The sequence below is a fragment of the Streptomyces sp. NPDC056738 genome (genome assembly GCF_042790435.1).
Taxonomy (GTDB): Bacteria; Actinomycetota; Actinomycetes; order Streptomycetales; family Streptomycetaceae; genus Streptomyces.
Window position 1 is genome coordinate 301942 of the sequence record NZ_JBHTZF010000014.1, and the last position, 23340, is coordinate 325281.

Genomic DNA, 23340 nt, shown 5'->3' on the forward strand with positions numbered 1-23340 from the left:
GTGGCCCGGGGGCCGGCTTATCGGCGTCCGGGCTCTCACGCGTGCGCGTGTCCGGACCTCGACCGCCCCGACCCCGGCACCCCGACCGCCCTGATCCGTACGGGCGTTCCCGTGGCGGAAGGGCGTTCCCGAGGTGGACGGGCGGCGGGGCGGCTCGGTCCGATGCCCGGGCCGGTGGTCCTCACGCCTCCCGGGGCGTCCACAACTCCGTGATGCCCACGCCGAGTTCGCCGAGCAGCCTGCGGACCAGCGGCAGCGAGATGCCGATGACGTTGCCGTGGTCGCCGTCGATGCCCTCGATGAAGGGCGCCGAGCGGCCGTCCAGGGTGAACGCGCCCGCCACGTGCAGGGGTTCGCCCGAGGCGACGTACGCGGCGATCTCCTCGTCGGTCGGTTCGCCGAAGCGGACGACGGTCGAGGCGACCGCGGACTCCCACCGCTTCTGCGCGGTGTCCCAGATGCAGTGCCCCGTCTGGAGCGTGCCCGCCCGGCCGCGCATCGCCTTCCAGCGCGCGGTGGCCTCCTCGGCGTCGGCGGGCTTGCCGAGCGCCTGGCCGTCGAGGTCGAGCACCGAGTCGCAGCCGATCACCAGCGCGCCCTGGACCTCGGGACGGGCCGCCACGACGGAGGCCTTCGCCTCGGCCAGCGCGAGGGCCAGTTCGGCGGGAGTGGGTGCGGTGACGGCGTCCTCGTCGAACCCGCTCACGATCACCTCGGGGGCGAGACCGGCCTGCCGGAGCAGATTGAGCCGGGCGGGAGACTGGGAGGCGAGGACGAGACGGCGGCGCGGCTGATCGGTCATGCGATCAGGGTATCGGCGCCGATCCGCCCCTGCCTCGGCTGCCGGGCGGGTTCAGCCGAGGCCCACCAGGATCATCCCGATCACCATGGCCAGCGCCAGGAGAACGCCCAGGCGTCGCAACATGTCCTGCATGTCGCGGAGATCCTCGGGGGGTTCGTTCTCGGGGTCGGACCACAGCATGCTCCCGATCGTGCGGCGAGGGGGCGGCCCGACGCCTGAGTACGCGTACTCAACTTGCGGACGTCCTGTGAAACCGAGATCCCCCCGGGACGGGTCCGCGGGGGGATCGAGGGGTGGCGCGTGCCTGTGGGGCCGGGCCCCGGGGCGTGTCCTAGCCCGGCCAGTAGCTGCGGCCCCACGACGTCGGGCCCGGCCGGGGGAGCCGGTGCGCGGCGATGCGGGCGGGGTCGGACCAGGAGTCACGCGGCCCGGACGCGCCGGACGGGGCGGACGCCACCGCCGCGGCGCGTGCGCGGACCACCGCCAGTGCGGCGGCCAGCTCCTCAGGGGTCGGATTGCCCCGTACGACCTTGATCGTCATGTCTGCTCCCAGGGTCCTGGTCGGCGGGGTCTAGAGCGGGATGTTGCCGTGCTTCTTCGGAGGCAGGGACGCCCTCTTCGTACGGAGCTGACGCAGGCCGCGCACGACGTGGGAGCGGGTCTGCGACGGCATGATCACCGCGTCGATGTAACCGCGCTCGGCCGCCGTGTACGGGTTCAGCAGCGTGTCCTCGTACTCCTGGATGAGCCGGGCCCGGGTGGCGTCCTGGTCCTCGGCGGCCGCGATGGTGCGGCGGTGCAGGATGTTGACCGCGCCCTGCGCGCCCATGACCGCGATCTGGGAGGTGGGCCAGGCCAGGTTGAGGTCGGCGCCCAGGTGCTTGGAGCCCATGACGTCGTACGCGCCGCCGAAGGCCTTGCGGGTGATGATCGTGATCAGCGGGACGGTCGCCTCGGCGTACGCGTAGATCAGCTTGGCGCCGCGGCGGATGATGCCCGTGTGCTCCTGGTCGACACCCGGCAGGAAGCCGGGCACGTCCACGAACGTCAGGACGGGCACGTTGAACGCGTCGCACGTCCGCACGAACCGCGCGGCCTTCTCGCTCGCGTCGATGTCCAGGCAACCGGCGAACTGCATCGGCTGGTTGGCCACGATGCCGACCGGGTGGCCCTCGACCCGGCCGAAGCCGGTGAGGATGTTCGGCGCGAACAGCGGCTGCGTCTCGAAGAACTCGGCGTCGTCCAGGACGTGTTCGATCACCGCGTGCATGTCGTACGGCTGGTTCGCGCTGTCCGGCACGATCGTGTCCAGCTCACGGTCCTCGTCGGTGAGGGCGAGGTCCGCCTCCTCCGGGAACACCGGGGGCTCGCTGAGGTTGTTGGACGGCAGGTACGACAGCAACTGCTTGACGTACTCGATCGCGTCCTTCTCGTCACCCGCCATGTGATGGGCCACACCCGACACGGCGTTGTGCGTACGGGCGCCGCCCAGCTCCTCGAAGCCGACGTCCTCGCCCGTCACCGTCTTGATGACGTCGGGACCCGTGATGAACATGTGCGAGGTCTGATCGACCATCACCGTGAAGTCGGTGATGGCGGGGGAGTACACCGCGCCGCCCGCGCAGGGACCGACGACCAGGCTGATCTGCGGGACGACACCCGAGGCGTGCACGTTGCGGCGGAAGATCTCGCCGTACATGCCGAGGGCGCTCACGCCCTCCTGGATCCGGGCGCCGCCCGAGTCGTTGATGCCGATGACCGGGCAGCCGGTCTTCAGCGCGAAGTCCATCACCTTCATGATCTTCTGGCCGAAGACCTCGCCGAGCGCACCGCCGAAAACGGTGAAGTCCTGGGAGAACACGGCGACCGGGCGGCCGTCGACGGTGCCGTAGCCGGTGACCACACCGTCGCCGTACGGGCGGTTCTTCTCCAGGCCGAAGTCCGTCGACCGGTGCCGCGCGAACTCGTCGAACTCGACGAAGGAACCCTCGTCCATCAGCAGTTCGATGCGCTCACGAGCCGTCAGCTTGCCCTTGGCGTGCTGCTTTTCGACGGCGCGCTCCGAGCCGGCGTGCGTCGCTTCCTGGATGCGGCGCTGCAGATCCGCGAGTTTGCCCGCGGTGGTGTGGATGTCGGGGTGGTGCAGCTCTTCCGGCTCGGACATCGGGTTGCGGCTCCCTGCCTGATCTAAGGGGACGTGAGGGTGACTGCTCGGAAAACGCGGTGCTCAGAAGCGGTGCTCAGAAGGGGGGCTTGCTACTCATCCGTAGCGTAGTGGCGTGCCTACCGATCGGCAGTGCGGCGTTTACCACACCTAGGCTGGGTTGCATGACGCCGCGAGATGCAGCAGACGCGAACGACAACCGGTGGTCCGATCTGGACCGTCCGCCGCTGAACGGGGCCGCCCTGCGCCGGGCACTGGTCCGCGACGGCGGCCTGTGGTGCGACGTGGAGGTGGTGGAACGGACCGGGTCGACCAACACCGACCTGGCCGCGGTCGTCACGAGCGAGAAGGGCGCCGACGAGGGCGCCGTCCTCGTGGCCGAGGAACAGAACGCCGGGCGCGGGCGCCTGGACCGCCGGTGGAGCGCGCCGGCCCGCTCCGGCCTCTTCTTCTCCGTGGTGCTGAAGCCCACCGGAGTCCCCGTGGAGCGCTGGGGCTGGCTGCCGCTGCTCACCGGCGTGGCCGTCGCCACGGCGCTCTCGCGCTCCGCGGGCGTCGACACCGCCCTCAAGTGGCCCAACGACCTGCTGGTCACCGTGGACGGAGAGGAACGCAAGGCCGGGGGCATCCTCGCCGAGCGCGCGGGAAGCGACGCGGTCGTCGTCGGGATCGGCGTCAACGTGACACTGCGCGCGGACGAACTGCCCGTGCCCGGCGCCGGATCGCTGGTGATGGCGGGCGCGACGACCACGGACCGTGACACCGTGCTGCGGGCCGTGCTCCGCTCCCTGGAGCAGTGGTACGTGCGCTGGCGGGACGCGGGCGGCGACCCCGTCGCCTCCGGCCTCCAGGAGACGTACGCGGCCGGATGCGCGACGCTCGGGCGCTCGGTGCGGGCCGAACTGCCCGGCGGCCGGGCGGTCGTCGGCGAGGCGGTGGCCCTGGACGGGAACGGCCGGCTCGTCATCGCGACCGCCGACGGAGTGCGGGAGCCGGTGGGCGCCGGAGACGTGGTGCACCTGCGCCCCGCCTGAGCCCGCGCCCCGCCGAGCCGACGCCCTGCCTGAGCCGCTGCTCTGCCTGAGCCGCTGCTCCGCCCGGGCCGACGCCCTGCCTGGGCACGCGCCCCGCAGAGCCGACCCTCCGCCTGAGCCCGCGCCCCGCCGAGCCGACGCCCCGCTGAGCCGACGCCCCGCCTGGACGGCCCGCCCCCGTCTGAGCCGACGCCCGCCGCCCCGATCCCCCACGCGCGCCACGCGCCGACCGGGCGGTCGGTGGTCCCGGCGGCGGGAGGTCCGGCGGTGCGGTGCCGGGGAACTCCCCGGCGGCGCGGTGCGGCGGGTGGGGCGAGGGTGTGGCCGGTGGGGCGGGTGACGGCCCGGGACGGGCGAGTGGTCCAGACCTTCGGTGGCTCTCGGGCCTCGCTCCCGCCATCGGGAGTGAGCCAGCGCACACCTGCCGTAGAGTTGAGCGCGGTCGAACCTGACCACGGCAGATCGGAAGGGCAGCAGGAGTGACCGTCGACGACACCGGCTCCGGCACGGGTGCCCACCCCGCCCCCGGCGGCGAGCCCGGCCGTACCGCCGGGCCGGTCACGGACGCGACACCCGCACGGGCGGCCGCGGCCGGCGAGGCCCGGCACGAGGCCCGTCCCGACGCCGGGACCGGCACCCGCCCGAACCACCGCCCGGACGACCGCGAGGGCGCGGGAACCGGCCTCTCCGGCGAGGAGCTCGTCCCCGCGGGAAGCCGTCCCCGAGGCGACGACCACGACCACGGCACGGCCGGCGACAGCGGCGCGCGGCCGGAGGTCCGGCCCGACGCGCGGCACGAGGCGAACGGCCGGGTGGACCCCCAGGCCGAACCGGACTCCGAGGGCGACCCGCTCGCGCTGCGCCTGGAAGGGCTGATCCTCGGCGCCGAGCGGCGCTACACCCCGTTCCAGGCCGCCCGCAGCGCGGGCGTGTCCATGGAGCTGGCCTCCCGCTTCTGGCGGGCGATGGGCTTCGCGGACATCGGCCAGGCCAAGGCGCTGACCGAGGCGGACGTGCTCGCGCTGCGCCGTCTCGCCGGTCTCGTCGAGGCGGGCCTGCTCAGCGAGGCCATGGCCGTCCAGGTCGCCCGCTCCACCGGGCAGACCACCGCCCGTCTGGCCGAATGGCAGATCGATTCCTTCCTGGAGGGTCTGACCGAGCCCCCGGAGCCGGGTATGACCCGCACCGAGGTGACGTACCCGCTGATCGAGCTGCTCCTGCCCGAGCTGGAGGAGTTCCTCGTCTACGTCTGGCGCCGCCAGCTCGCCGCGGCCACCGGCCGGGTCGTGCAGGCGGCGGACGACGAGGAGATGGTCGACCGCCGTCTCGCCGTCGGCTTCGCCGACCTCGTCGGCTTCACCCGGCTGACGCGCCGCATGGAGGAGGAGGAGCTCGGCGAGCTCGTCGAGGCCTTCGAGACGACCGCGGCGGACCTGGTGGCGGCCCACGGGGGCCGGCTCATCAAGACCCTCGGCGACGAGGTGCTCTACTCCGCGGACGACGCCGGTGTCGCCGCCGAGATCGCGCTGCGGCTCATCGAGACGATGGCGAACGACGAGACGATGCCGGAGCTGCGCGTCGGCATCGCCTTCGGCACGGTCACCACCCGGATGGGCGACGTGTTCGGTACGACCGTGAACCTGGCGAGCCGGCTCACGTCGATAGCGCCGCGCGACGCCGTGCTCGTCGACGGCGCCTTCGCCGAGGAGCTGACCCGCACCGGTGACGCGCCCGCCTCCGAGGCGGAGGCCGCCGAGGCCGCGGCCGCCGCGGAGAAGGAGGGCGAGGAGCCCCCCTCGTACCGCTTCGCGCTTCAGCCGATGTGGCAGCGGCCCGTGCGAGGGCTCGGCGTCATCGAGCCGTGGCTGCTGGCCCGCCGGTCCGAGGACGCGTAGCACCTTCAGGCCGCCGCACGGCCTCTACGGGTCATCGCACGGCCTCTACGGGTCGCCGCCCGACCTCTTCGGTTCACCGTTCGGCCTCTCCGGGCCACGGCTCGGCCTCTCCCGCTCACTGTGCGTCCTGGCCGGACGACAGCAGGCCGTTCACGCAGATCCCCACGATCGGTACGCACACGCCCGGCTGCTGGTGGGACGGCGCCGTGGCGCTCGGGCTCGGGGACGGGGTGTGCCGCGGTGGCTCGGCGGGCGCGGTGGCCGTCGGGGTCGGCCGCGCGGCCGGCGGGGTCGTCGCGGGGGCCGTGGGGATGCCCGTGCTGCCCCCGGTCCCCGGCGTGGCCGCGGGGGCCGCGCCGTGAGCGGCCGGGACCGTGGCGGCCGGTGTGCGCACCGAGGCCGGGATCCCGCTCGTGTCCGAGGTGGGCGCCGGGCTCGTCCCGCCCATCGCGGGGCTCGCCGGCGCGGCTCCGGCCTGCGTGGGTGAGGGCATCGCCGCGACGGTGGGGACGGCGTCGTCGCCCGCCGTGTCGTTGTCCGTGGCGGTCGCGACCGGTTCGGCCTCCGCGTGCCCCCCGTCCGCGCTCCCGGTCACCGCGTCCGGCGTCATCCGGGTGAGGCTCAGCACCCCGGCGGCGAGCGCGAGCCCTCCCGCGGCGAAGAGCACGCGGCGGCGACGGGGCTTGCGGTGCCGGCCCCGGACGACCCGCAGCCGGACGGGCGCGGGCTCGTCGCCTCCGGGGGGGTACGCGGCCCCGCTCGCGCCGCCCGACCGCGGCGCCGGAACGATCCCTCGCCCTCCGACCTCGGTCTCCGGCGAGACCCGCACCCCCGCGCGCCCCGCACCCCCGGCCTCCGCCACGCGAGCCGTGGTCCCGGCTTCCGTCCGCCCGGCGTCGGCGGTGATCGCGACCGCGCGCACCGTGCTTCCGGGCTCCGTCCGTCGGGTGTCGGTCGTGATCGCGGCCGCCCGCACCGTGGGTCCGGCTTCTGTCCGTCGGGCGTCCGTGGTGATCGCGGCCGCCCGCACCGTGGGTCCGGCTTCTGTCCGTCGGGCGTCCGTCGTGATCGCGGCCGCGCCCACCGTGGTTCCGGCTTCTGTCCGCCCTGTGTCCGAGGCGTCTCCGGCGGCGCGCGTGGTGCCTCCGGTCTCCGTCGGCCGGGCGTCCGGGGTACGGGTGGTCGTCGGTGCCTCGGCCCGCGTCTCGGCGCCGTGCCCGCCCGTCGCGTCCTCGCCCGCGGCGCTTCCGGCTTCCGGCCCGTCGACGCGGCCCGCGCCCGTCGTGTCTCCCGCTTCCGGCGCCTGGGTGCCGGCCGCGGCGGTGGACACTCGGGTCTCGGCTTCGCGCGCGCTCGTCCCGGTTACGGCGGCGGGGGCCTTGGCCTCGACCCCCGGCCTTGCGGCGCTGCCCGCAGCCGTCGTGCCTCCGACTTCCTGCCCCTGGGGGCCAGCCGCGGCCGTGGACGCTCGGGCCTCGCCTCCGCGGGCGCTCGTCCCGGCTGCGGCGGCGGGGGCCTTGGCCCCCGTCTCCGGTCCCTGGCCGGCCGTCGCGGCCCCGGTCCCACGCGTGGGCGTGCCCGGAGTGCCGGGGGCCCAGACCTTCGCGGCCCTGTCCGGTGCGGTTCCGGTCTTCGAGGTGGCGGGGGCGGGTGCGGCGGCCTGCGGGGACGGGGTACGAGCCCCGGTGCCGCCCGTCCTCCGGGTCACCGCCGTGTCGACGTCGGCCCGCTTCCTGGCGGCCGCCAGGATGGCGCCCATGCGGGCGGTGGGCGTCCTCACCGTGGGCGCGTCCGGCGCGGCGGCACCGGACGCGGTGGGGGCCGGCATCGCCCTGTTGAGCGGCGTGACCCGGATCCACCGGTCGTCCGCCGCCGAGGGCGCGTCCGCCGCGGCGGAGGGGCGACGGTCGGGCGCCGTGTCCGCTCCGGCGGCCTCGGAGGCCCCCCGCTGGGCGGGCGGTCGCGTGAGTGTCGGTCGCGGGCCCGGCCGGGTGCCGGCGGCCTGCGGTGTCTCGCGGTTCGTCATGGTCGTCCCTCCCCGGTGAGCCGGTGTCCCTGATGCGCTGCGGCGGTGCGCAGGTTATGCACCCGCTGAGGGCGGCGAAACGAAGTTCGACGACATGTCACTCGAACGAGGAGGTACGGGCCGAGGGGGCGGGTTTCGCCGGACGGCACCTGCTGCGATGATCGGGGCATCGATTGTTAACCCGCGTTAACCGGGAGGGTGTCATGGCGCAGCAAGAGGCGGACCAGGTGACGGAGCCGGGCGAGCGGAGGTTCGGTGAGTTCGTGGCCGTGCGGCGGCACGGTCACGTCGCCGAGCTCGTCCTCGACCGGCCCAAGGCCATGAACGCCGTGTCCACGGACATGGCGCGGTCGATCGCCGGCGCCTGTGACGCCCTCGCCGCCGACCGGGACGTCCGCGTGGTGGTTCTGACCTCCACGCACGAGCGCGCCTTCTGCGTCGGCGCCGACCTGAAGGAGCGCAACTCCTTCACGGACGCCGAGCTGGTGCGGCAGCGGCCCCTCGCGCGATCCGCGTACACCGGGGTCCTGGAGCTGCCGATGCCGACCGTCGCCGCCGTGCACGGCTTCGCGCTGGGCGGCGGGTTCGAGCTGGCGCTGTCCTGCGACGTGATCGTGGCCGACCGTACGGCGGTCGTCGGACTGCCCGAGGTGTCCGTCGGCGTGATTCCTGGGGGCGGCGGCACACAGCTTCTGCCGCGCCGGGTCGGAGCCGCGCGCGCCGCCGAGCTCATCTTCTCGGCGCGGCGTCTGGAGGCCGCCGAGGCACGGGAGTTGGGGCTGGTGGACGAGCTGGTGGAGGCGGGGCGGGACACGGAGGAGGCGCTGGCCCTGGCCGCCCGGATCGCCGCCAACTCGCCGGTCGGGCTGCGCGCCGCCAAGCGGGCCCTGCGCCTCGGCCAGGGACTCGATCTGCGCGCCGGTCTGGAGGTCGAGGACGCGGCCTGGCGGTCCGTCGCCTTCTCCGGGGACCGTGCGGAGGGTGTCGCCGCGTTCAACGAGAAGCGCAAGCCGGAGTGGCCGGGGGAGTAGTCCCGGGATCCGGACCTCGTGGCCGTACCCCTGTTCGCCCCGCTGATGTCCCAATTATGGGCAAATATACCTAGCCTGGGGTGATGGGTGGTGAGGACAGTCGGCTGAGGGCCGTGGTGACGCTGGCGCAGGGGATGGCGGCGGCGCACACCCCGCGGGAGTCGTGGCGGGCCGCGGCGCTCGGCGCGTGCCACGCGCTGGCCGGGAGCTTTGCCGCGCTCTCCGTGTGGGAGCGCGAACTCGGCCGGCTGCGCGTGCTGGCCAACGTGGGCGAGCGCGCCCCGGGCGAGGACGAGTTCCCCGACGGGGAGGCCTACCCGGTGCACCAGTTCCCGGAGATCACCGAGTTCCTGCACGAGCGCTGGGCGGGCGGCGGCGAGCCGAACGCCTGGGTCGAGACCGCCGACGGCCCCGCGGTCGGCGCCTTCGGGTACTGCCACCAGCGCGTGGCGGCACTGCGCAGGCGTGGCCGCGGCTGCTGCGTCGTCGCGCCGATCGTGCTGCACGGGCGGGCCTGGGGCGAGCTCTACGTCGCCCGTTCGGCGGGTGCGCCGGTCTTCGGGCCCGAGGACGCCGACTTCGCGACCGTCCTCGCCTCCGTCGTCGCGGCCGGGATAGCGCAGACCGAGCGGCTGGAGGAGGCCCGGCGCCTCGCCTACACCGACTCCCTGACCGGGCTGGCCAACCGCCGCGCGGTGGACGTACGGCTGGAGGAGGCCGTGGAACGGCACCGGGAGGACGGTTCCGTGGTCAGCCTGGTCGTCTGCGACCTCAACGGACTCAAGCGCGTCAACGACACCCGCGGGCACGCCGTCGGCGACCGGCTCCTCGAACGGTTCGGATCGGTGCTCTCGCTGTGCGGGGCCATGCTCCCGGGCACCCTCGCCGCACGGCTGGGCGGCGACGAGTTCTGTCTGCTCGCGGTGGGCCCGACGGCGGACGAGGTGGTGCGGATCGCCGGTGAACTGTGCTGCCGGGCGTCGGAGTTGGAGCTCGGCGAGGGGGTGGCGTGCGGGGTCGCCTCGACCGGGGACGCGATCGGGCCCGTACGGTCGGCGCGGCGGTTGTTCCGGCTGGCGGACGCGGCCCAGTACCGGGCGAAGGCCGTCCGGGCCGCGAAGCCGGTGGTCGCCGGGCGCGAGGGCCCGGACGATCCCGTCGTACGCCTCGCGGACACGCCCCCGCCCACGGCGGGCGAACGCCGCAGGTTCCGCGGACGGCACGACAAGCCCCGCACGTGACGCGCACCGGCGTGCCGGGCCCCGCACGTGACGCTCACGGCACGCCAGGCCCCGCACGGCACGCCAGGCCCCACCCGTCTCGTGGGGCGTCCGTCGCGACGGACGCGGGGTCCTTCGCGGCGTACGGATCCGGCGTTGTGACGTACGCCGGAGTAAGGGGTCAACCCGCCGCCCACTAGTGACATCATCGAATTCACTGCGTACGCTCCTGAATATGGATATGCACACTGTGGTGGTGGGGACGTCCGGAGTGACCGCGTCCGACGTTCTCGCCGTGGCGCGCGAAGGCGCCCGGATCGAGCTCTCCGGCGAGGCGGTGGCGGCCCTCGCCGCGGCCCGCGAGATCGTGGACGCGCTGGCCGCGAAGCCGGAGCCCGTCTACGGCGTCTCCACCGGTTTCGGCGCCCTGGCGACCCGGCACATCAGCCCGGAACTGCGCGCCCAGTTGCAGCGCAACATCGTCCGCTCGCACGCCGCCGGCATGGGCCCGCACGTCGAGCGCGAGGTCGTCCGCGCGCTGATGTTCCTGCGGCTCAAGACCGTCTGCTCGGGACACACCGGTGTGCGGCCCGAGGTCGCGCAGACCATGGCGGACATCCTGAACGCGGGCATCACCCCGGTCGTCCACGAGTACGGCTCGCTCGGCTGCTCCGGCGACCTCGCGCCGCTGTCCCACTGCGCCCTGACCCTGATGGGCGAGGGCGACGCCGAAGGCCCCGACGGCGTCGTGCGCCCCGCGGGCGAGCTGCTCGCCGAGGCCGGCATCACCCCCGTCGAGCTGCGCGAGAAGGAGGGCCTCGCCCTCCTCAACGGCACCGACGGCATGCTCGGCATGCTGGTCATGGCCCTCGCCGACCTGGAGACGCTGTACAAGTCGGCCGACGTCTCCGCCGCGCTCTCCCTCGAAGCGCTCCTCGGCACGGACAAGGTCCTCGCCCCCGAACTGCACGCCATCCGCCCGCACCCCGGCCAGAGCGCCAGCGCCGCCAACATGCTGGCCGTGCTGAAGGGCTCGGAGCTCACCGGCCACCACCAGGACGACGCCCCGCGCGTCCAGGACGCCTACTCCGTGCGCTGCGCCCCGCAGGTCGCCGGCGCCGGCCGTGACACCCTCGCTCACGCCCGCACGGTCGCCGAGCGCGAGCTGGCCGCCGCCGTCGACAACCCGGTCGTGCTGCCCGACGGACGCGTCGAGTCGAACGGCAACTTCCACGGCGCCCCCGTCGCCTACGTCCTCGACTTCCTCGCCATCGCCGCCGCCGACCTCGGCTCGATCGCCGAGCGCCGCACCGACCGGCTGCTCGACAAGAACCGCAGCCACGGCCTGCCGCCGTTCCTCGCGGACGACGCCGGCGTCGACTCGGGCCTGATGATCGCCCAGTACACGCAGGCCGCCCTGGTCAGCGAGATGAAGCGGCTCGCCGTCCCGGCGTCCGCGGACTCCATCCCCTCCTCCGCCATGCAGGAGGACCACGTCTCCATGGGCTGGTCGGCGGCGCGCAAGCTGCGCACCTCCGTCGACAACCTCACCCGGATCGTGGCCATCGAGCTGTACGCCGCCACCCGCGCCATCGAACTGCGCGAGGGCCTGACCCCGGCCCCGGCCTCGCGGGCGGTCATCGACGCGGTCCGCGCGGCCGGGGTCCAGGGCCCCGGCCCGGACCGCTTCCTCGCCCCCGACCTGGAGGCGGCGGACGCGTTCGTGCGCGCGGGCGGCGTGGTGGCCGCGGTGGAGCCGGTGACCGGCCCGCTGGCGTAGCGGAGTCCGTCGTGTGGGCCGGGTGTGTCCCGGCCCACACGACGGGATGTGTCCCGGCCCACACGCCTCGCCTCGCCCTCTGATATCGGGGTGTGCTACTGTCTCATTGATACGTTTTTGGTACCCATTTACTTTGTGCGCCTGATCGGAATCCTCCGCAGGCGCGTTTTGTTTTACCGGCATCTCCGGCATTACCCGGTGCATCTCCGGATGGGGGCCCAACTACCTGTTCAGGAGAACAACATGGCTACTGGCACCGTGAAGTGGTTCAACTCGGAAAAGGGCTTCGGCTTCATCGAGCAGGACGGCGGCGGCCCCGACGTCTTCGCCCACTACTCGAACATCGCCAGCTCCGGCTTCCGTGAGCTCATCGAGGGCCAGAAGGTCTCCTTCGAGGTCACGCAGGGCCAGAAGGGCCTGCAGGCGGAGAACATCGTTCCCGCCTAGTTCGAACGCGCTTTTCCAGAGCCGGGTCCCGCACCTTCGGGTGCTGGACCCGGCTCAGCGCTGTGACAGCTCATGCAGTCGGTGAGCGCTGTGTGTGCAGTCCGTGGGCCCAGGAAGGAAACCAGATCCAGCATGACTCGATCCGAACGTCCCGTCCGTAAGCGGCCGGCGAACGCACGTGCCGCGCAGTCCGGCGGCTCCGCGAAGAGCGCGGGCCGGGGAGCCGGCCGTGCCGGCGCCCGCAAGGTCGCGCCTCCGCAGGAGTTCTCCCTGCCCGAGACGATCACGCCGGCGCTGCCCGCGGTCGAGTCCTTCGACGCGCTGGACATGCCCGCCGCCCTGACGAAGACCCTCGCGGCCCAGGGCGTCACCGAGCCGTTCCCCATCCAGGGCGCCACCCTGCCCAACTCCCTCGCCGGGCGCGACGTGCTCGGCCGGGGACGCACCGGCTCCGGCAAGACGCTCGCCTTCGGGCTCGCGCTCCTCGCCCGCACCGCCGGCCGCCGCGCCGAGCCGCGCCACCCGCTCGCGCTCGTCCTGGTGCCCACGCGCGAACTCGCCCAGCAGGTCGACGACGCGCTGACGCCGTACGCCACCGCGGTCAACCTGCGCGTGGCCACGGCCGTCGGCGGGATGTCGATCGGCCGCCAGGCCGGCACGCTGCGCCGCGGTGTCGAGGTCCTCGTGGCCACCCCCGGGCCGCTGAAGGACCTCATCGAGCGGGGCGACTGCGCCCTCGGCCAGGTCGCGATCACCGTGCTGGACGAGGCCGACCAGATGGCCGACATGGGCTTCATGCCGCAGGTCACCGCGCTGCTCAAGCAGGTCGAGCCGGGCGGCCAGCGGCTGCTCTTCTCGGCCACGCTCGACAAGAACATCGACCGGCTCGTCAAGATGTTCCTCACCGACCCCGTCGTGCACTCCGTCGACCCGTCCGCGGGCGCGGTGACGACCATGGAGCACCACGTGCTCCACGTCGCCGACGAGACCGACAAGAAGGCGGTCGCGCTGCGCATCGCCGCCCGTGACGGCCGCGTGATCCTCTTCGTCGACACCAAGCGTGGCGCCGACCGCTTCACCAAGCGGCTGCTCGCCAGCGGTGTCCGGGCCTCCGCCCTGCACGGCGGGCGCAGCCAGCCGCAGCGCAACCGCACCCTCGACCAGTTCAAGAACGGTCAGGTCACCGCGCTCGTCGCCACCAACGTGGCGGCCCGCGGCATCCACATCGACGACCTCGACCTCGTGGTCAACGTCGACCCGCCGACCGACCACAAGGACTACCTCCACCGCGGCGGCCGCACCGCCCGCGCGGGGGAGTCCGGCAGTGTCGTCACCCTGGTGCTGCCCGAGCAGAAGCGTGAGATGACGCGGCTGATGGCGGACGCGGGCATCACGCCGCGCACCGCCCGCGTGAAGTCCAGCGACGAGGAGCTCGCCCGTCTCACCGGCGCCCGTGAGCCTTCCGGCGTCCCGGTCGTCATCGAGGTCCCGCAGCCGGTCGAGCAGCCGAAGGCGCGGCCCAAGACGCGGCGTGCCACCGGTGGCGGGGCCCGCCGCCCGGCGGTCGCCGACGGCGGCACGGCCGGACGCGCGAGCACCGGTTCCGACGGCCAGGCCCGCCGCAGGCGCGCCGGTCGTCCGGCCACGGACGCGGGCGCCGCGACGGGCGGCACGCCCGCCGGACGCCGCACGGGCACCGGCGCCGGCCGTCGCGCGGAAGCGGGCGGAGCGGCCGCGGGCCGCCGCACCGAGACCGGTGGCGCCGGAAGCCGGCGTACGGACGCGGGTGCCGGCGCGGGTCGTCGTGGCGAGGCCTCCGGCGGCGCCGGTCGCCGTACGGACGCCGGTGGTGGCGCGGGCGCGGGTCGCTCCGGCGGCCGCGGGCGTGCCGCGCAGCGCGGCGGCCAGAACGGCGCCCAGGGCGGCGGCCGCAGGGCCGCCTGACCGGCGCGGGTCCGACCCGCTCAGACATCGTGGCCCCGTAACCCCCTGGCAGGCGCCGGGGGTTGCGGGGCCTTCGTGTCAGCGGCCGTTTCCCGGGCGGGAGATCGGCCCGCACGGCCGGCCGAGCCGTGACCGGTCCGTGCCGCGCTGGTTCAGACGTCGCCGAGGAAGCCCGGGTCCACCCCGTCCAGCTTCAGGGCGAAGTCCCGGTGCAGGCCGAGGATCTCGGCCAGCGGCACCGCCCGGCGGCTGGTCGACATGAGGTCGCGCCGCGCCTCCGCCGACCACAGGAACGGCACCACGGACAGCCCCTGGGTGCCCGTGAGGGCTCCGGACTCGGCCCGCCAGCCGGGCCAGCGCAGCGTGTCGTAGAACTGGTCCGTGCCCTCGCGCAGGAGCCACTGGAGCCATTCCCCGTGGCCCACTTCGAGCGACTCCCACTTCAGTGAGTCGGGCGCGAAGTACACGACCTCGCCGGGGCGACCGGGACGTCCCACCGACTCGGGGTCGGGGCCGTTGAGGACGAACGCCCCGCCCAGCACGTCGTGGCCGACGACGAGTCCGCCGTCCCGCGGGCGCCAGGCCGGATCGAAGTACTCGGGGAACTCGTTGACCTCGGCCAGCGAGGGCAGGTCCGTCGAGCCGCCCGGCAGCCCCGTCGAGGAGTCCTCGGCCGGGCTGCCGTAGATCCGCAGCCATCCGCTGTCCAGCACGACGCCGCCGCAGTTGAGCACCATCCCGCCCAGCCAGGACCGTGCCGTGACCTGGAGTTGGAGCAGGCTCGCGCGGGCCAGGTCCGGGTCCACGGGGGGAACCTCCATGGACACCCCGCTGGCGGCGAGCGCCTTGGACAGCAGGGGCCAGGCCGGTTCCTCGACGTCCGTCAGCTCGCTCAGCTCTCGCATGGCTTCCCCGTGGGTTGTCCGGAATGCGGTCGGTGCGCTCAGTAGGCAATCATGCGCTCTCGGCGCACGGAGTAGGCCACGAATCCGGCGCCCAGGCCCAGGAAGAGCGTGCCGCCGACGAGATAGGGCGTGGTGTCCACGGCGCCGGTGTCCGCGAGCCGGGTCCCGTCGTCACCGGACAGCGCGCTCGGCCCGGTGCCGTCGGAGAGCGCGCTCGGCGCGCTGCCGTCGGAGGCCGTACGGGATCCGGTGTCGCCCGAACCGGCGGACATCCGTGTCGTCGCGCTGACGGCCGGTGCCGCGGACGCCGAGGCCGTCGCGCCCGGTGACGGGACGTCCTGGGTCGCGTTGGCGGACGGGACGAACCACAGGGCACCCAGGAGGGTCCCCGCTGCGGTGGCGGTCAGCAACGATCGACGTGCGGCGGACACGAAATATCGATCCCCTTGTGGCGCTTGCGAATTGGCCGTGCGGGCCGATGCTAATGAAAGGCGCGGGTCGTGGGAAAGTCGCGCATGCCACGGGCCGTACGCTCCCTCCCATGAGTACCCCTGAGACCTCACAATTTGTCCGGCTTCGTGTAGAACTCGTCCTGGAGATCGGCGACGCCGACGCCGTCACCCGGGCCGCGCTGGGCCGGATCAGCGACGACGCGGACATGCCGGCCGATGAACGGGCCCACGCGGAAGGCGCAGTGACGGAAGACACTGCGGAAGCCCTGGCCTATCTCGTCGACCCGTTCGACCTGGTCAGCGAGGTGCCCGGCGTCGAGCTCGCGCAGGCCTCGTGGAGCAGCGAGCCCGTCGACTACGATCCCGATTCGCCGGATTGGGACATCGACGAGGATGATGCCGAAGAGGACGACGAGGAAGACGTGCGCGGCTGACGCGGTCCGGGGGGTGTGACCCCGGCCGGTGACCGCCGTCCGGGGCTTCTTGCCCCTGGCGTGGCACGGCCGCCTCCGCACCCCCGGCACCAACCCTCCGTACCGTCTCGGTCCTTGCGCCCGGACAGGGCGGACGTGGTGTGGGCCACACTTCCGAGGGAAGTGGAACGGGAGTAACCGGTTGTGGCGTTCTTAGTGGTTACGGGGCTCCCGTGGTCCTTTCGGGAATCGGCGACGATGGAGAAGCGTGTGATGACGATCAGTAAGCGGCGCAGGCGTCTTGTGGCGGCGTCCGCACTGCTCGGCGGGGTGCTGGTGCTCTCTGCGTGCAGCGGGGGCGACGACAAGGCCGGCACGTCGGGCGGCGGCGACTCCACGTCGCAGGCCAAGGTCGACGAGGCCGCGGCCAAGAAGACGTCCGAGGCCCTGATCAAGATCACGCCCAAGGACGGCTCCGACAACGCCTCGATCAACAACGGCACCGCCGTCACGGTCAGCAAGGGCACGCTCACGTCCGTCACGATGAAGACCGCGTCCGGCACCGCCGTCGCCGGTCAGATATCGGCGGACAAGAAGAGCTGGAAGCCGCTGAACCGCCTCGAGCGCGCCACCACGTACAAGATCGCCGCCGAGGCCGCCGACTCCGAGGGCCGCACGGCCCACGAGAACGCGTCGTTCACCACGGTCTCCCCCGCCAACAGCTTCATCGGCAACTTCACGCCCGAGGACGGCTCCACCGTCGGCGTCGGCATGCCGGTCTCGATCAACTTCGACAAGGCGATCACCAACAAGTCCGCGGTGCAGAAGGGGATCACCGTCTCCTCCAGCAGCGGCCAGGAGGTCGTCGGGCACTGGTTCAACGCCAACCGCCTGGACTTCCGCCCGCAGGACTACTGGACCGGCGGCTCCACCGTCACCCTCAAGCTGAACCTCGACGGGGTCCAGGGCGCGAGCGGTGTCTACGGAGTGCAGCAGAAGACGGTCACCTTCAAGATCGGCCGCAACCAGGTCTCCATCGTCGACGCCAAGACCAAGACGATGCAGGTCACCCAGGACGGCAAGGTCGTCAAGACCATCCCGATCTCCGCGGGCGCTCCGGACCACACCACGTACCAGGGCCAGATGGTGATCTCCCAGAAGTTCAAGGAGACCCGGATGGACGGCTCGACCGTCGGCTTCACGAACGACGACGGCAAGGGCGAGTACGACATCAAGGACGTGCCGCACGCCATGCGTCTGTCGAACTCCGGCACCTTCATCCACGGCAACTACTGGGGCGCGAAGTCCATCTTCGGTTCCGTCAACACCAGCCACGGCTGTGTCGGTCTGTCCGACACCAAGGGCGCCAACGACGCCAACACCCCCGCCGCGTGGTTCTTCAACCACTCGCTGATCGGTGACGTCGTCGTCGTCAAGAACACCGGCGACAAGACCATCGCCCCGGACAACGGCCTCAACGGCTGGAACCTGGACTGGGCGGCCTGGAAGGCCGGTTCGGCCGTCTGACCCGGGTCGTGACGGCCCGAACCGGGCCGGCACCGTCCGGCGGACCGGCCGAGGCCGGGACGCCAGAGAGCGAACACCGATGCGGCGGTGGCCCCCAGGGGCCGCCGCCGCATCGGCGTCTCCCAACGATTTCTGGGCCCGGCCACAGCCTTCTCATGCTTCTCTTATTTCGGCCTTATTCCTTCATCACGCGCCGTAACTAGCTTGCGGCGCATGTTCTTCACCTACCTGAGGCGCGAACTGCGCCGCCGCAGAAAGGCGGCCCTCGTCGTCGCCTCCGGGCTCGCCCTGGGCATAGCCCTGGTCATCGTGGTCAGTTCCGTGTCCTCCGGCATGGAGAAGGCCCAGGGCAAGGTCCTGCAGTCGCTGTACGGGCTCGGGACCGACATGACGGTCACCAAGGCCGCCGCCGCCCAGAGCACCAGCGACCGTCCCCGCTTCAACTTCGACGCGAAGGACAGCGATTCCGACAAGGAGCAGAGCAGCGACCGCGTCATGGTCCAGGGCTTCCAGACCCTGCCCTCCTCGACCGTCTCCAAGGTCGACGCGCAGAAGGGCGTCGCGGACTCCGTCGGCGGCCTGAGCCTCCAGGTCATCCGTATCAACGGCCAGTTCACCCGCGGCCAGTTCAAGCAGGACCCGAACAGCAGCAGCGGCGGCGGCAACCGGCAGGGCGGCCCCGGGGCCCAGCAGTCCCCGCAGGGCCGCGTCGAGGGCGGCGGCGCCAACTTCGACGTCAACAACTACTCGGTCTACGGCACCGACGTCACCAAGCCGGCCCTCGGCCCGCTGACCTCGTCGAAGATCACCAGCGGTCGTACGTTCAAGACCACCGAGACGAACGCCAAGGTGGCCGTCGCGGACACGTCGTACGCCAAGGAGAAGAAGCTCAAGCTCGACGGCACCGTCACCGTCAAGGGCGTCAAGTACAAGATCATCGGCATCGCGACGCCCGACAGCGGCGACGCGGCGGCGAACCTCTACATCCCGCTCCAGCAGGCGCAGACGCTCAGCGACTCCAAGAACAAGGTCACGACGATCTACGTCAAGGCCTCGGACTCGCAGCAGATCGCCGGCGTCAAGAGCACCATCCAGAAGAACATCTCGGGCACGACGGTCACCACCTCCGCCGACCTCGCGGACACGGTCTCCGGCTCGCTGTCCACCGCCTCCGACCTCGCCTCCAACGTCGGCAAGTGGCTGTCGATCGCGGTGCTCGTGGCCGCGTTCCTGGTCGCCGGCCTGCTCACCTCCTCCGCCGTCTCCCGCCGTGTCCGTGAGTTCGGCACCCTCAAGGCGCTCGGCTGGAAGTCGAGCCGCGTGACCCGCCAGGTGGTCGGCGAGGCCGTGGTCAACGGCCTGGTCGGCGGTGTCCTCGGCATCGCCCTCGGCCTCGCGGGCGCCTACGTCGTCACCGAGATCAGCCCCAACCTCCAGGCCCAGGTGGCGAGCGCGGGCCGTGGCGGTCCGGGCGGCGGCTTCGGCGGCGGGGGCGGCGGCTTCGCCGGCCCGGCCCGCCAGAGCGCCTCCAAGGCCCTCGACGTCGCGCTCACCGCGCCCGTCAGCGTCAACACCATCGTCATCGCGGTGGGCCTGGCCGTGGCCGGAGGCCTGATCGCCGGCGCCTTCGGCGGCTGGCGCGCCTCCCGGCTGCGCCCCGCCGACGCCCTGCGCCGCGTCGAATAAGCCCCGCCCCATACGTACTTACGTATCCCAGGAGTAACACCATGTACGAACTCAGAGGCGTCACCAAGCGCTATACGCGGGGCAAGGAATCGATCAACGCGCTCGCCGGGATCGACCTGACGATCGGCGACGGCGACCGGCTCGTCATCCAGGGCCCCACCGGCGGCGGCAAGTCCACCCTGCTCCAGATGCTCGGCGGACTCGACCGCCCCACCGCCGGCAGCGTCGAACTCGACGGCGTCGACATGGCGAAGCTGTCCGAGGCGAAGCTCACCCGGGTGCGCAGCGAGAACATCGGCTTCGTGTTCCAGAGCTTCAACCTGATCCCCACGCTCACCGCCCAGGAGAACGTCGAGACCGCGCTCGTACCGCTGCGGGTCAAGGCCAAGGAACGGCGTGAGCGGGCCGCCGCGGCCCTGGAGTCCGTGGGGCTCGCCGAGCGCCTCGGCCACCTGCCCGCCGAGCTCTCGGGCGGTCAGCAGCAGCGCGTGGCGATCGCCCGCGCCCTGGTCAAGCAGCCCAAGGTGCTGCTCGCCGACGAGCCCACCGGCAACCTCGACGAGAGCATGCGTGACGAGATCATGGAGGTGCTCGAAGCCATGTGGAAGGAGCACGGCCTGACCTTCATCATGGTCACGCACGACTCCGCGATCGCGAAGAAGGCCCCGCGCCTCGCGACGATCCGCAAGGGGCTGATCACCGTCAAGGAGAACGCGGCACGGTAGCGGCGGCGCGCGCCGCCCCGCGGCGCGGAATGAGCCCGCAGCGAAAGGGCCACCGGAAACAGAGCCTCCGGTGGCCCTTCCGTGTTTGTGTGGAGACATGACCGTCTCGACAGTCGAATACATCCGGTACCGCATTCCCGAGGAGCAGTCGGCCGAGTTCCTGGCCGCCTACACCCGTGCCGCCGTCCAGCTCGCCGCGGCGCCGCAGTGCGTCGACTACGAACTCGCCCGCTGCGAGGAGGACTTCGAGCACTTCGTCCTGAGGATCACCTGGACCTCGACCGAGGACCACATCGAGGGCTTCCGCGCCTCCGAGCTCTTCCCGGACTTCCTCGCCGAGATCCGCCCGTACATCGGCAGCATCGAGGAGATGCGCCACTACAAACCGACCTCCGTGCGCGGCCGGGGCGCCTCCGAACCCACCCTCTACGCCTGGGCGGGCGGCGCCGAGGCCTTCGCCCGTCTCACCGAGGCGTTCTACGACAAGGTCCTCAAGGACGACCTCCTCGCGCCGCTGTTCGCGGACCTCGCGCCGGAACACGCCGCCCACGTGGCCCTCTGGCTCGGCGAGGTCTTCGGCGGACCGCCGGCGTACACCGAGGCCCAGGGCGGCCACGGCCACATGGTCGCCAAACACCTGGGCAAGGGCATCACGGAGCCGCAGCGCCGCCGCTGGGTGAACCTCCTCCAGGACGCCGCCGACGACGCGGGGCTCCCCACCGACGCCGAGTTCCGCTCCGCCTTCCTCGCCTACGCCGAGTGGGGCACGAGGCTGGCCGTGTACTTCTCCGGCCCGGACGCGACACCCCCGGCGGAACAGCCCGTACCGAAGTGGACCTGGGGGGCCGCACCGCCTTACCGGCCGTGAGCCGGGCGCCGACGCGTGTGGTGCGGCGGTACCTGCCGGTTGTGAGCCGTGAGCCGACGCGCGCGGTGCCGCCGTACTGGCCGTGAGCCGGGCGCCGGCGCGTGCGGTGCCGCGGTACCGGCCGTGAGCCGGGCCCGCCGCCGTGCGGGCGCCGACCCCTGCCGGGAGTCGGCCGGGCGTGGTCAGTGGGGTCGGTCGCGGTCAGTGGGGTGAGGGCACTCCGGCGCGGGTCGCGTCCTCGCCCCACGACGCCAGCAGCCGCAGCGCCTGGGCCGAGCTCGACCCTGGCTCCGCGTGATACGTCACCAGCGCCAGCTCGGTGTCACCGACCAGCCGGAACGACTCGAACTGCAACGCGAGGTCGCCCACCAGCGGATGCCGCAGCAGCTTCACCCCGTGGCTCTTCTCCTTCACGTCGTGCGTCGCCCACAGCCGCCGGAAGTCCTCGCTCTTCACCGACAGCTCCCCGACCAGCGCGGCCAGCCGCGGATCGTCCGGATGACAGCCCGCGTCCATGCGCAGCAGACAGACGATGTCGATCGCCTTCTGCTCCCACTCCACGAAGAGATCCCGGTACTCGGGCCGCAGAAAGACCATCCGCGCCCAGTTCCGCTCCTGCGGCGGCAGCTCCGACCAGTCCCCGAAGACGGCCGCGGCCATCCGGTTCCACACGAGCACGTCGGAGCGGCGTCCGGTGATGTACGCCGGGACGCCGTCGAGGGTGTCGAGAAGCTGACGCAGGGAGCCGCGCACCTGCTGCGGCCGCGCCGCCTGCCGCTTCTTGTGCTGCTTGGGCTTCGCGAGGTGCGTGAGGTGGTTGTGCTCGGCGTCCGTCAGCCGCAGCGCCTTCGCGATGGCGTCCAGCACCTCCGCCGACACGTTGCGTCCGTGCCCCTGCTCAAGGCGCGTGTAGTACGCGACGGAGACCCCGGCGAGCTGGGCCAGCTCCTCACGGCGCAGCCCGGGCACCCGGCGGTGCCGTCCGAAGTCGGGCATCCCGACGTCCTCCGGCTTCAGCCGGGCGCGGCGGCTGCGCAGGAACTCGCTCAGCTCGGCACGCCGGTCGAGAGGGAGGGCCGCCTCACCGGCGGGCCCCACGGAGGGCTGTTCATCCATATGTCCAGTATCAACGGTCGTACGACACGGAGCCTGACCCCGCCAGTGGTAGGACCAGCGAACGTACGCAGAACCGTGGTCTGGGTGACCCGCGCGGGATCGGGCAGGCTTGACGCCGTGCCCGACGCGAGACAGCCGGGCACCTACCACCCCCCTCCTGAGGAGAACTCCGGCATGACCACAGTCGTCGCGTACGCCGCACCCGCCGCCAAGGCTCCGCTGGAGCGCACCACCATCGAGCGTCGCGCGGTCCGGGAGCACGACGTCCTGATCGACATCAAGTTCGCCGGCATCTGCCACTCCGACATCCACCAGGCCCGCGAGGGCTGGGGCAAGGCCGCCTTCCCCATGGTGCCGGGCCACGAGATCGCCGGCATCGTCGCCGAGGTCGGCTCCGGCGTCACCAAGTTCAAGGTCGGCGACCGCGTCGGCGTCGGCTGCCTGGTCGACTCCTGCCGTGAGTGCGACAACTGCGAGGCCGGTCTGGAGCAGTACTGCACCGGCGGCGGCGTCGGCACGTACAACTCCGTCGGCAAGGACGGCGAGCCCACCTACGGCGGCTACTCCCAGAAGATCGTCGTCGACGAGAACTACACCCTGCGCATCCCCGACGGCATCTCCCTGGACGTCGCCGCGCCGCTGCTCTGCGCCGGCATCACCACGTACTCCCCGCTCAAGCACTGGAACGCCGGCCCCGGCAAGAAGGTCGCCGTTCTCGGCATGGGAGGTCTCGGCCACATGGGCGTCAAGATCGCCCACGCGCTCGGCGCCGAGGTCACCGTCCTCTCCCAGTCGCTGCGCAAGAAGGACGACGGCCTGAAGCTCGGCGCCGACCACTACCACGCCACCAGCGACCCGGAGACCTTCAAGGCGCTGCGCGGCACGTTCGACCTGATCCTGTCCACCGTCTCCGCGCCGCTGGACCTGGACGCCTACCTCGCCCTGCTGCGCACGGACGGCGCCTTCGTGAACGTGGGCGCGCCCGAGGAGCCGGTCCGGCTCAACCTGTTCTCGGTGATCGGCGGCCGCAAGACCCTCGCGGGCTCCGGCATCGGCGGCATCCAGGAGACCCAGGAGATGCTGGACTTCTGCGCCGCGAACGGCTTCGGCGCCGAGATCGAACTGATCGACGCGTCCGAGATCAACGAGGCCTACGAGCGGGTCCTGGCCAGCGACGTGCGCTACCGCTTCGTGATCGACGCGGCCACGATCCAGTAGTCCCGGCCGGCCCGGCAGCCCCGGCCGCTTCGCGGCACCAACAGGCGCACGACCCCCGAGGGCGCCGCTCCCGTCGTACGACGGGAG

At 72.6% G+C, this 23340-nt stretch carries 21 protein-coding genes; 13 read left to right on the forward strand and 8 right to left on the reverse strand.

Annotated features, from left to right (window positions below; all coding sequences use genetic code 11):
• Positions 1 to 181 precede the first annotated feature (181 nt).
• From ACFRIC_RS32925 to ACFRIC_RS32940, 4 genes are all read right to left on the reverse strand, one after another.
• Positions 182 to 802, reverse strand: coding sequence for a Maf family protein (locus ACFRIC_RS32925; protein ID WP_382793456.1), 621 nt, complete (start codon positions 800 to 802; stop codon positions 182 to 184).
• Positions 803 to 853: 51 nt separating this feature from the next.
• On the reverse strand, positions 854 to 982 hold the full coding sequence (gene mmpB / locus ACFRIC_RS32930) for a morphogenic membrane protein MmpB (RefSeq protein WP_382793459.1): 129 nt from the start codon (positions 980 to 982) through the stop codon (positions 854 to 856).
• A gap of 151 nt (positions 983 to 1133) precedes the next feature.
• Positions 1134 to 1343 carry an acyl-CoA carboxylase epsilon subunit gene (locus ACFRIC_RS32935; RefSeq protein ID WP_382793461.1) on the reverse strand — a complete coding sequence of 70 codons (210 nt, stop codon included), beginning with the start codon at positions 1341 to 1343 and terminating at the stop codon, positions 1134 to 1136.
• Positions 1344 to 1373: 30 nt separating this feature from the next.
• Positions 1374 to 2966 carry an acyl-CoA carboxylase subunit beta gene (locus ACFRIC_RS32940; protein ID WP_382793464.1) on the reverse strand — a complete coding sequence of 531 codons (1593 nt, stop codon included), beginning with the start codon at positions 2964 to 2966 and terminating at the stop codon, positions 1374 to 1376.
• 164 nt (positions 2967 to 3130) lie between these two features.
• Here ACFRIC_RS32940 and ACFRIC_RS32945 point away from each other — a divergent pair, with 164 nt between their 5' ends.
• Positions 3131 to 4000, forward strand: a complete 870-nt coding sequence (locus ACFRIC_RS32945) for a biotin--[acetyl-CoA-carboxylase] ligase (RefSeq protein ID WP_382793468.1) — start codon at positions 3131 to 3133, stop codon at positions 3998 to 4000.
• Positions 4001 to 4812: 812 nt separating this feature from the next.
• Positions 4813 to 5895 carry an adenylate/guanylate cyclase domain-containing protein gene (locus ACFRIC_RS32950; RefSeq protein WP_382793538.1) on the forward strand — a complete coding sequence of 361 codons (1083 nt, stop codon included), beginning with the start codon at positions 4813 to 4815 and terminating at the stop codon, positions 5893 to 5895.
• A gap of 115 nt (positions 5896 to 6010) precedes the next feature.
• On the opposite strand, the gene ACFRIC_RS32955 is transcribed toward ACFRIC_RS32950, so the two are convergent.
• Positions 6011 to 7921 (reverse strand): hypothetical protein, encoded by a 1911-nt coding sequence (locus ACFRIC_RS32955; RefSeq protein ID WP_382793470.1) that lies wholly within the window; start codon positions 7919 to 7921, stop codon positions 6011 to 6013.
• Between the two features lie 203 nt (positions 7922 to 8124).
• On the opposite strand from ACFRIC_RS32955, the gene ACFRIC_RS32960 reads away from it, so the two are divergent.
• From ACFRIC_RS32960 to ACFRIC_RS32980, 5 genes are all read left to right on the forward strand, one after another.
• Complete coding sequence (locus ACFRIC_RS32960; protein ID WP_382793473.1) at positions 8125 to 8952, forward strand: enoyl-CoA hydratase/isomerase family protein; 828 nt, start codon at positions 8125 to 8127, stop codon at positions 8950 to 8952.
• Between the two features lie 83 nt (positions 8953 to 9035).
• Entirely contained in the window at positions 9036 to 10193 is a 1158-nt protein-coding gene (locus tag ACFRIC_RS32965) for a diguanylate cyclase domain-containing protein (RefSeq protein ID WP_382793476.1), read from the forward strand.
• A 220-nt stretch (positions 10194 to 10413) separates the two neighbouring features.
• Positions 10414 to 11952: a histidine ammonia-lyase gene (gene hutH, locus ACFRIC_RS32970; protein WP_382793541.1), complete on the forward strand. Its 1539-nt coding sequence runs from the start codon at positions 10414 to 10416 to the stop codon at positions 11950 to 11952.
• A 243-nt stretch (positions 11953 to 12195) separates the two neighbouring features.
• Complete coding sequence (locus tag ACFRIC_RS32975; RefSeq protein ID WP_361691350.1) at positions 12196 to 12399, forward strand: cold-shock protein; 204 nt, start codon at positions 12196 to 12198, stop codon at positions 12397 to 12399.
• Positions 12400 to 12531: 132 nt separating this feature from the next.
• Positions 12532 to 14343: a DEAD/DEAH box helicase gene (locus tag ACFRIC_RS32980; RefSeq protein ID WP_382793479.1), complete on the forward strand. Its 1812-nt coding sequence runs from the start codon at positions 12532 to 12534 to the stop codon at positions 14341 to 14343.
• A 152-nt stretch (positions 14344 to 14495) separates the two neighbouring features.
• Here ACFRIC_RS32980 and ACFRIC_RS32985 read toward each other — a convergent pair whose 3' ends face one another.
• Together ACFRIC_RS32985 and ACFRIC_RS32990 are read right to left on the reverse strand one after the other, a co-directional pair.
• Complete coding sequence (locus ACFRIC_RS32985) at positions 14496 to 15248, reverse strand: DUF2625 family protein (protein ID WP_382793481.1); 753 nt, start codon at positions 15246 to 15248, stop codon at positions 14496 to 14498.
• Positions 15249 to 15286: 38 nt separating this feature from the next.
• Positions 15287 to 15679 carry a hypothetical protein gene (locus ACFRIC_RS32990; protein ID WP_382793484.1) on the reverse strand — a complete coding sequence of 131 codons (393 nt, stop codon included), beginning with the start codon at positions 15677 to 15679 and terminating at the stop codon, positions 15287 to 15289.
• Between the two features lie 110 nt (positions 15680 to 15789).
• On the opposite strand from ACFRIC_RS32990, the gene ACFRIC_RS32995 reads away from it, so the two are divergent.
• From ACFRIC_RS32995 to ACFRIC_RS33015, 5 genes are all read left to right on the forward strand, one after another.
• The gene (locus tag ACFRIC_RS32995; RefSeq protein WP_382793487.1) at positions 15790 to 16134 is read left to right on the forward strand and encodes a hypothetical protein; all 345 of its coding nucleotides are present in this window, start codon (positions 15790 to 15792) and stop codon (positions 16132 to 16134) included.
• 237 nt (positions 16135 to 16371) lie between these two features.
• Positions 16372 to 17640, forward strand: a complete 1269-nt coding sequence (locus ACFRIC_RS33000) for an Ig-like domain-containing protein (RefSeq protein WP_382793490.1) — start codon at positions 16372 to 16374, stop codon at positions 17638 to 17640.
• A 213-nt stretch (positions 17641 to 17853) separates the two neighbouring features.
• Complete coding sequence (locus tag ACFRIC_RS33005; protein WP_382793492.1) at positions 17854 to 19326, forward strand: ABC transporter permease; 1473 nt, start codon at positions 17854 to 17856, stop codon at positions 19324 to 19326.
• A gap of 41 nt (positions 19327 to 19367) precedes the next feature.
• Positions 19368 to 20051, forward strand: coding sequence for an ABC transporter ATP-binding protein (locus tag ACFRIC_RS33010; protein WP_382793494.1), 684 nt, complete (start codon positions 19368 to 19370; stop codon positions 20049 to 20051).
• Positions 20052 to 20148: 97 nt separating this feature from the next.
• Positions 20149 to 20919, forward strand: a complete 771-nt coding sequence (locus ACFRIC_RS33015; RefSeq protein ID WP_382793497.1) for a group II truncated hemoglobin — start codon at positions 20149 to 20151, stop codon at positions 20917 to 20919.
• Positions 20920 to 21120: 201 nt separating this feature from the next.
• Here the strand turns inward: ACFRIC_RS33015 and ACFRIC_RS33020 are convergent, their stop codons facing one another.
• Positions 21121 to 22035 (reverse strand): helix-turn-helix domain-containing protein, encoded by a 915-nt coding sequence (locus tag ACFRIC_RS33020; protein ID WP_382793499.1) that lies wholly within the window; start codon positions 22033 to 22035, stop codon positions 21121 to 21123.
• Positions 22036 to 22209: 174 nt separating this feature from the next.
• On the opposite strand from ACFRIC_RS33020, the gene ACFRIC_RS33025 reads away from it, so the two are divergent.
• On the forward strand, positions 22210 to 23253 hold the full coding sequence (locus tag ACFRIC_RS33025; protein WP_382793501.1) for an NAD(P)-dependent alcohol dehydrogenase: 1044 nt from the start codon (positions 22210 to 22212) through the stop codon (positions 23251 to 23253).
• Positions 23254 to 23340: the final 87 nt, after the last annotated feature.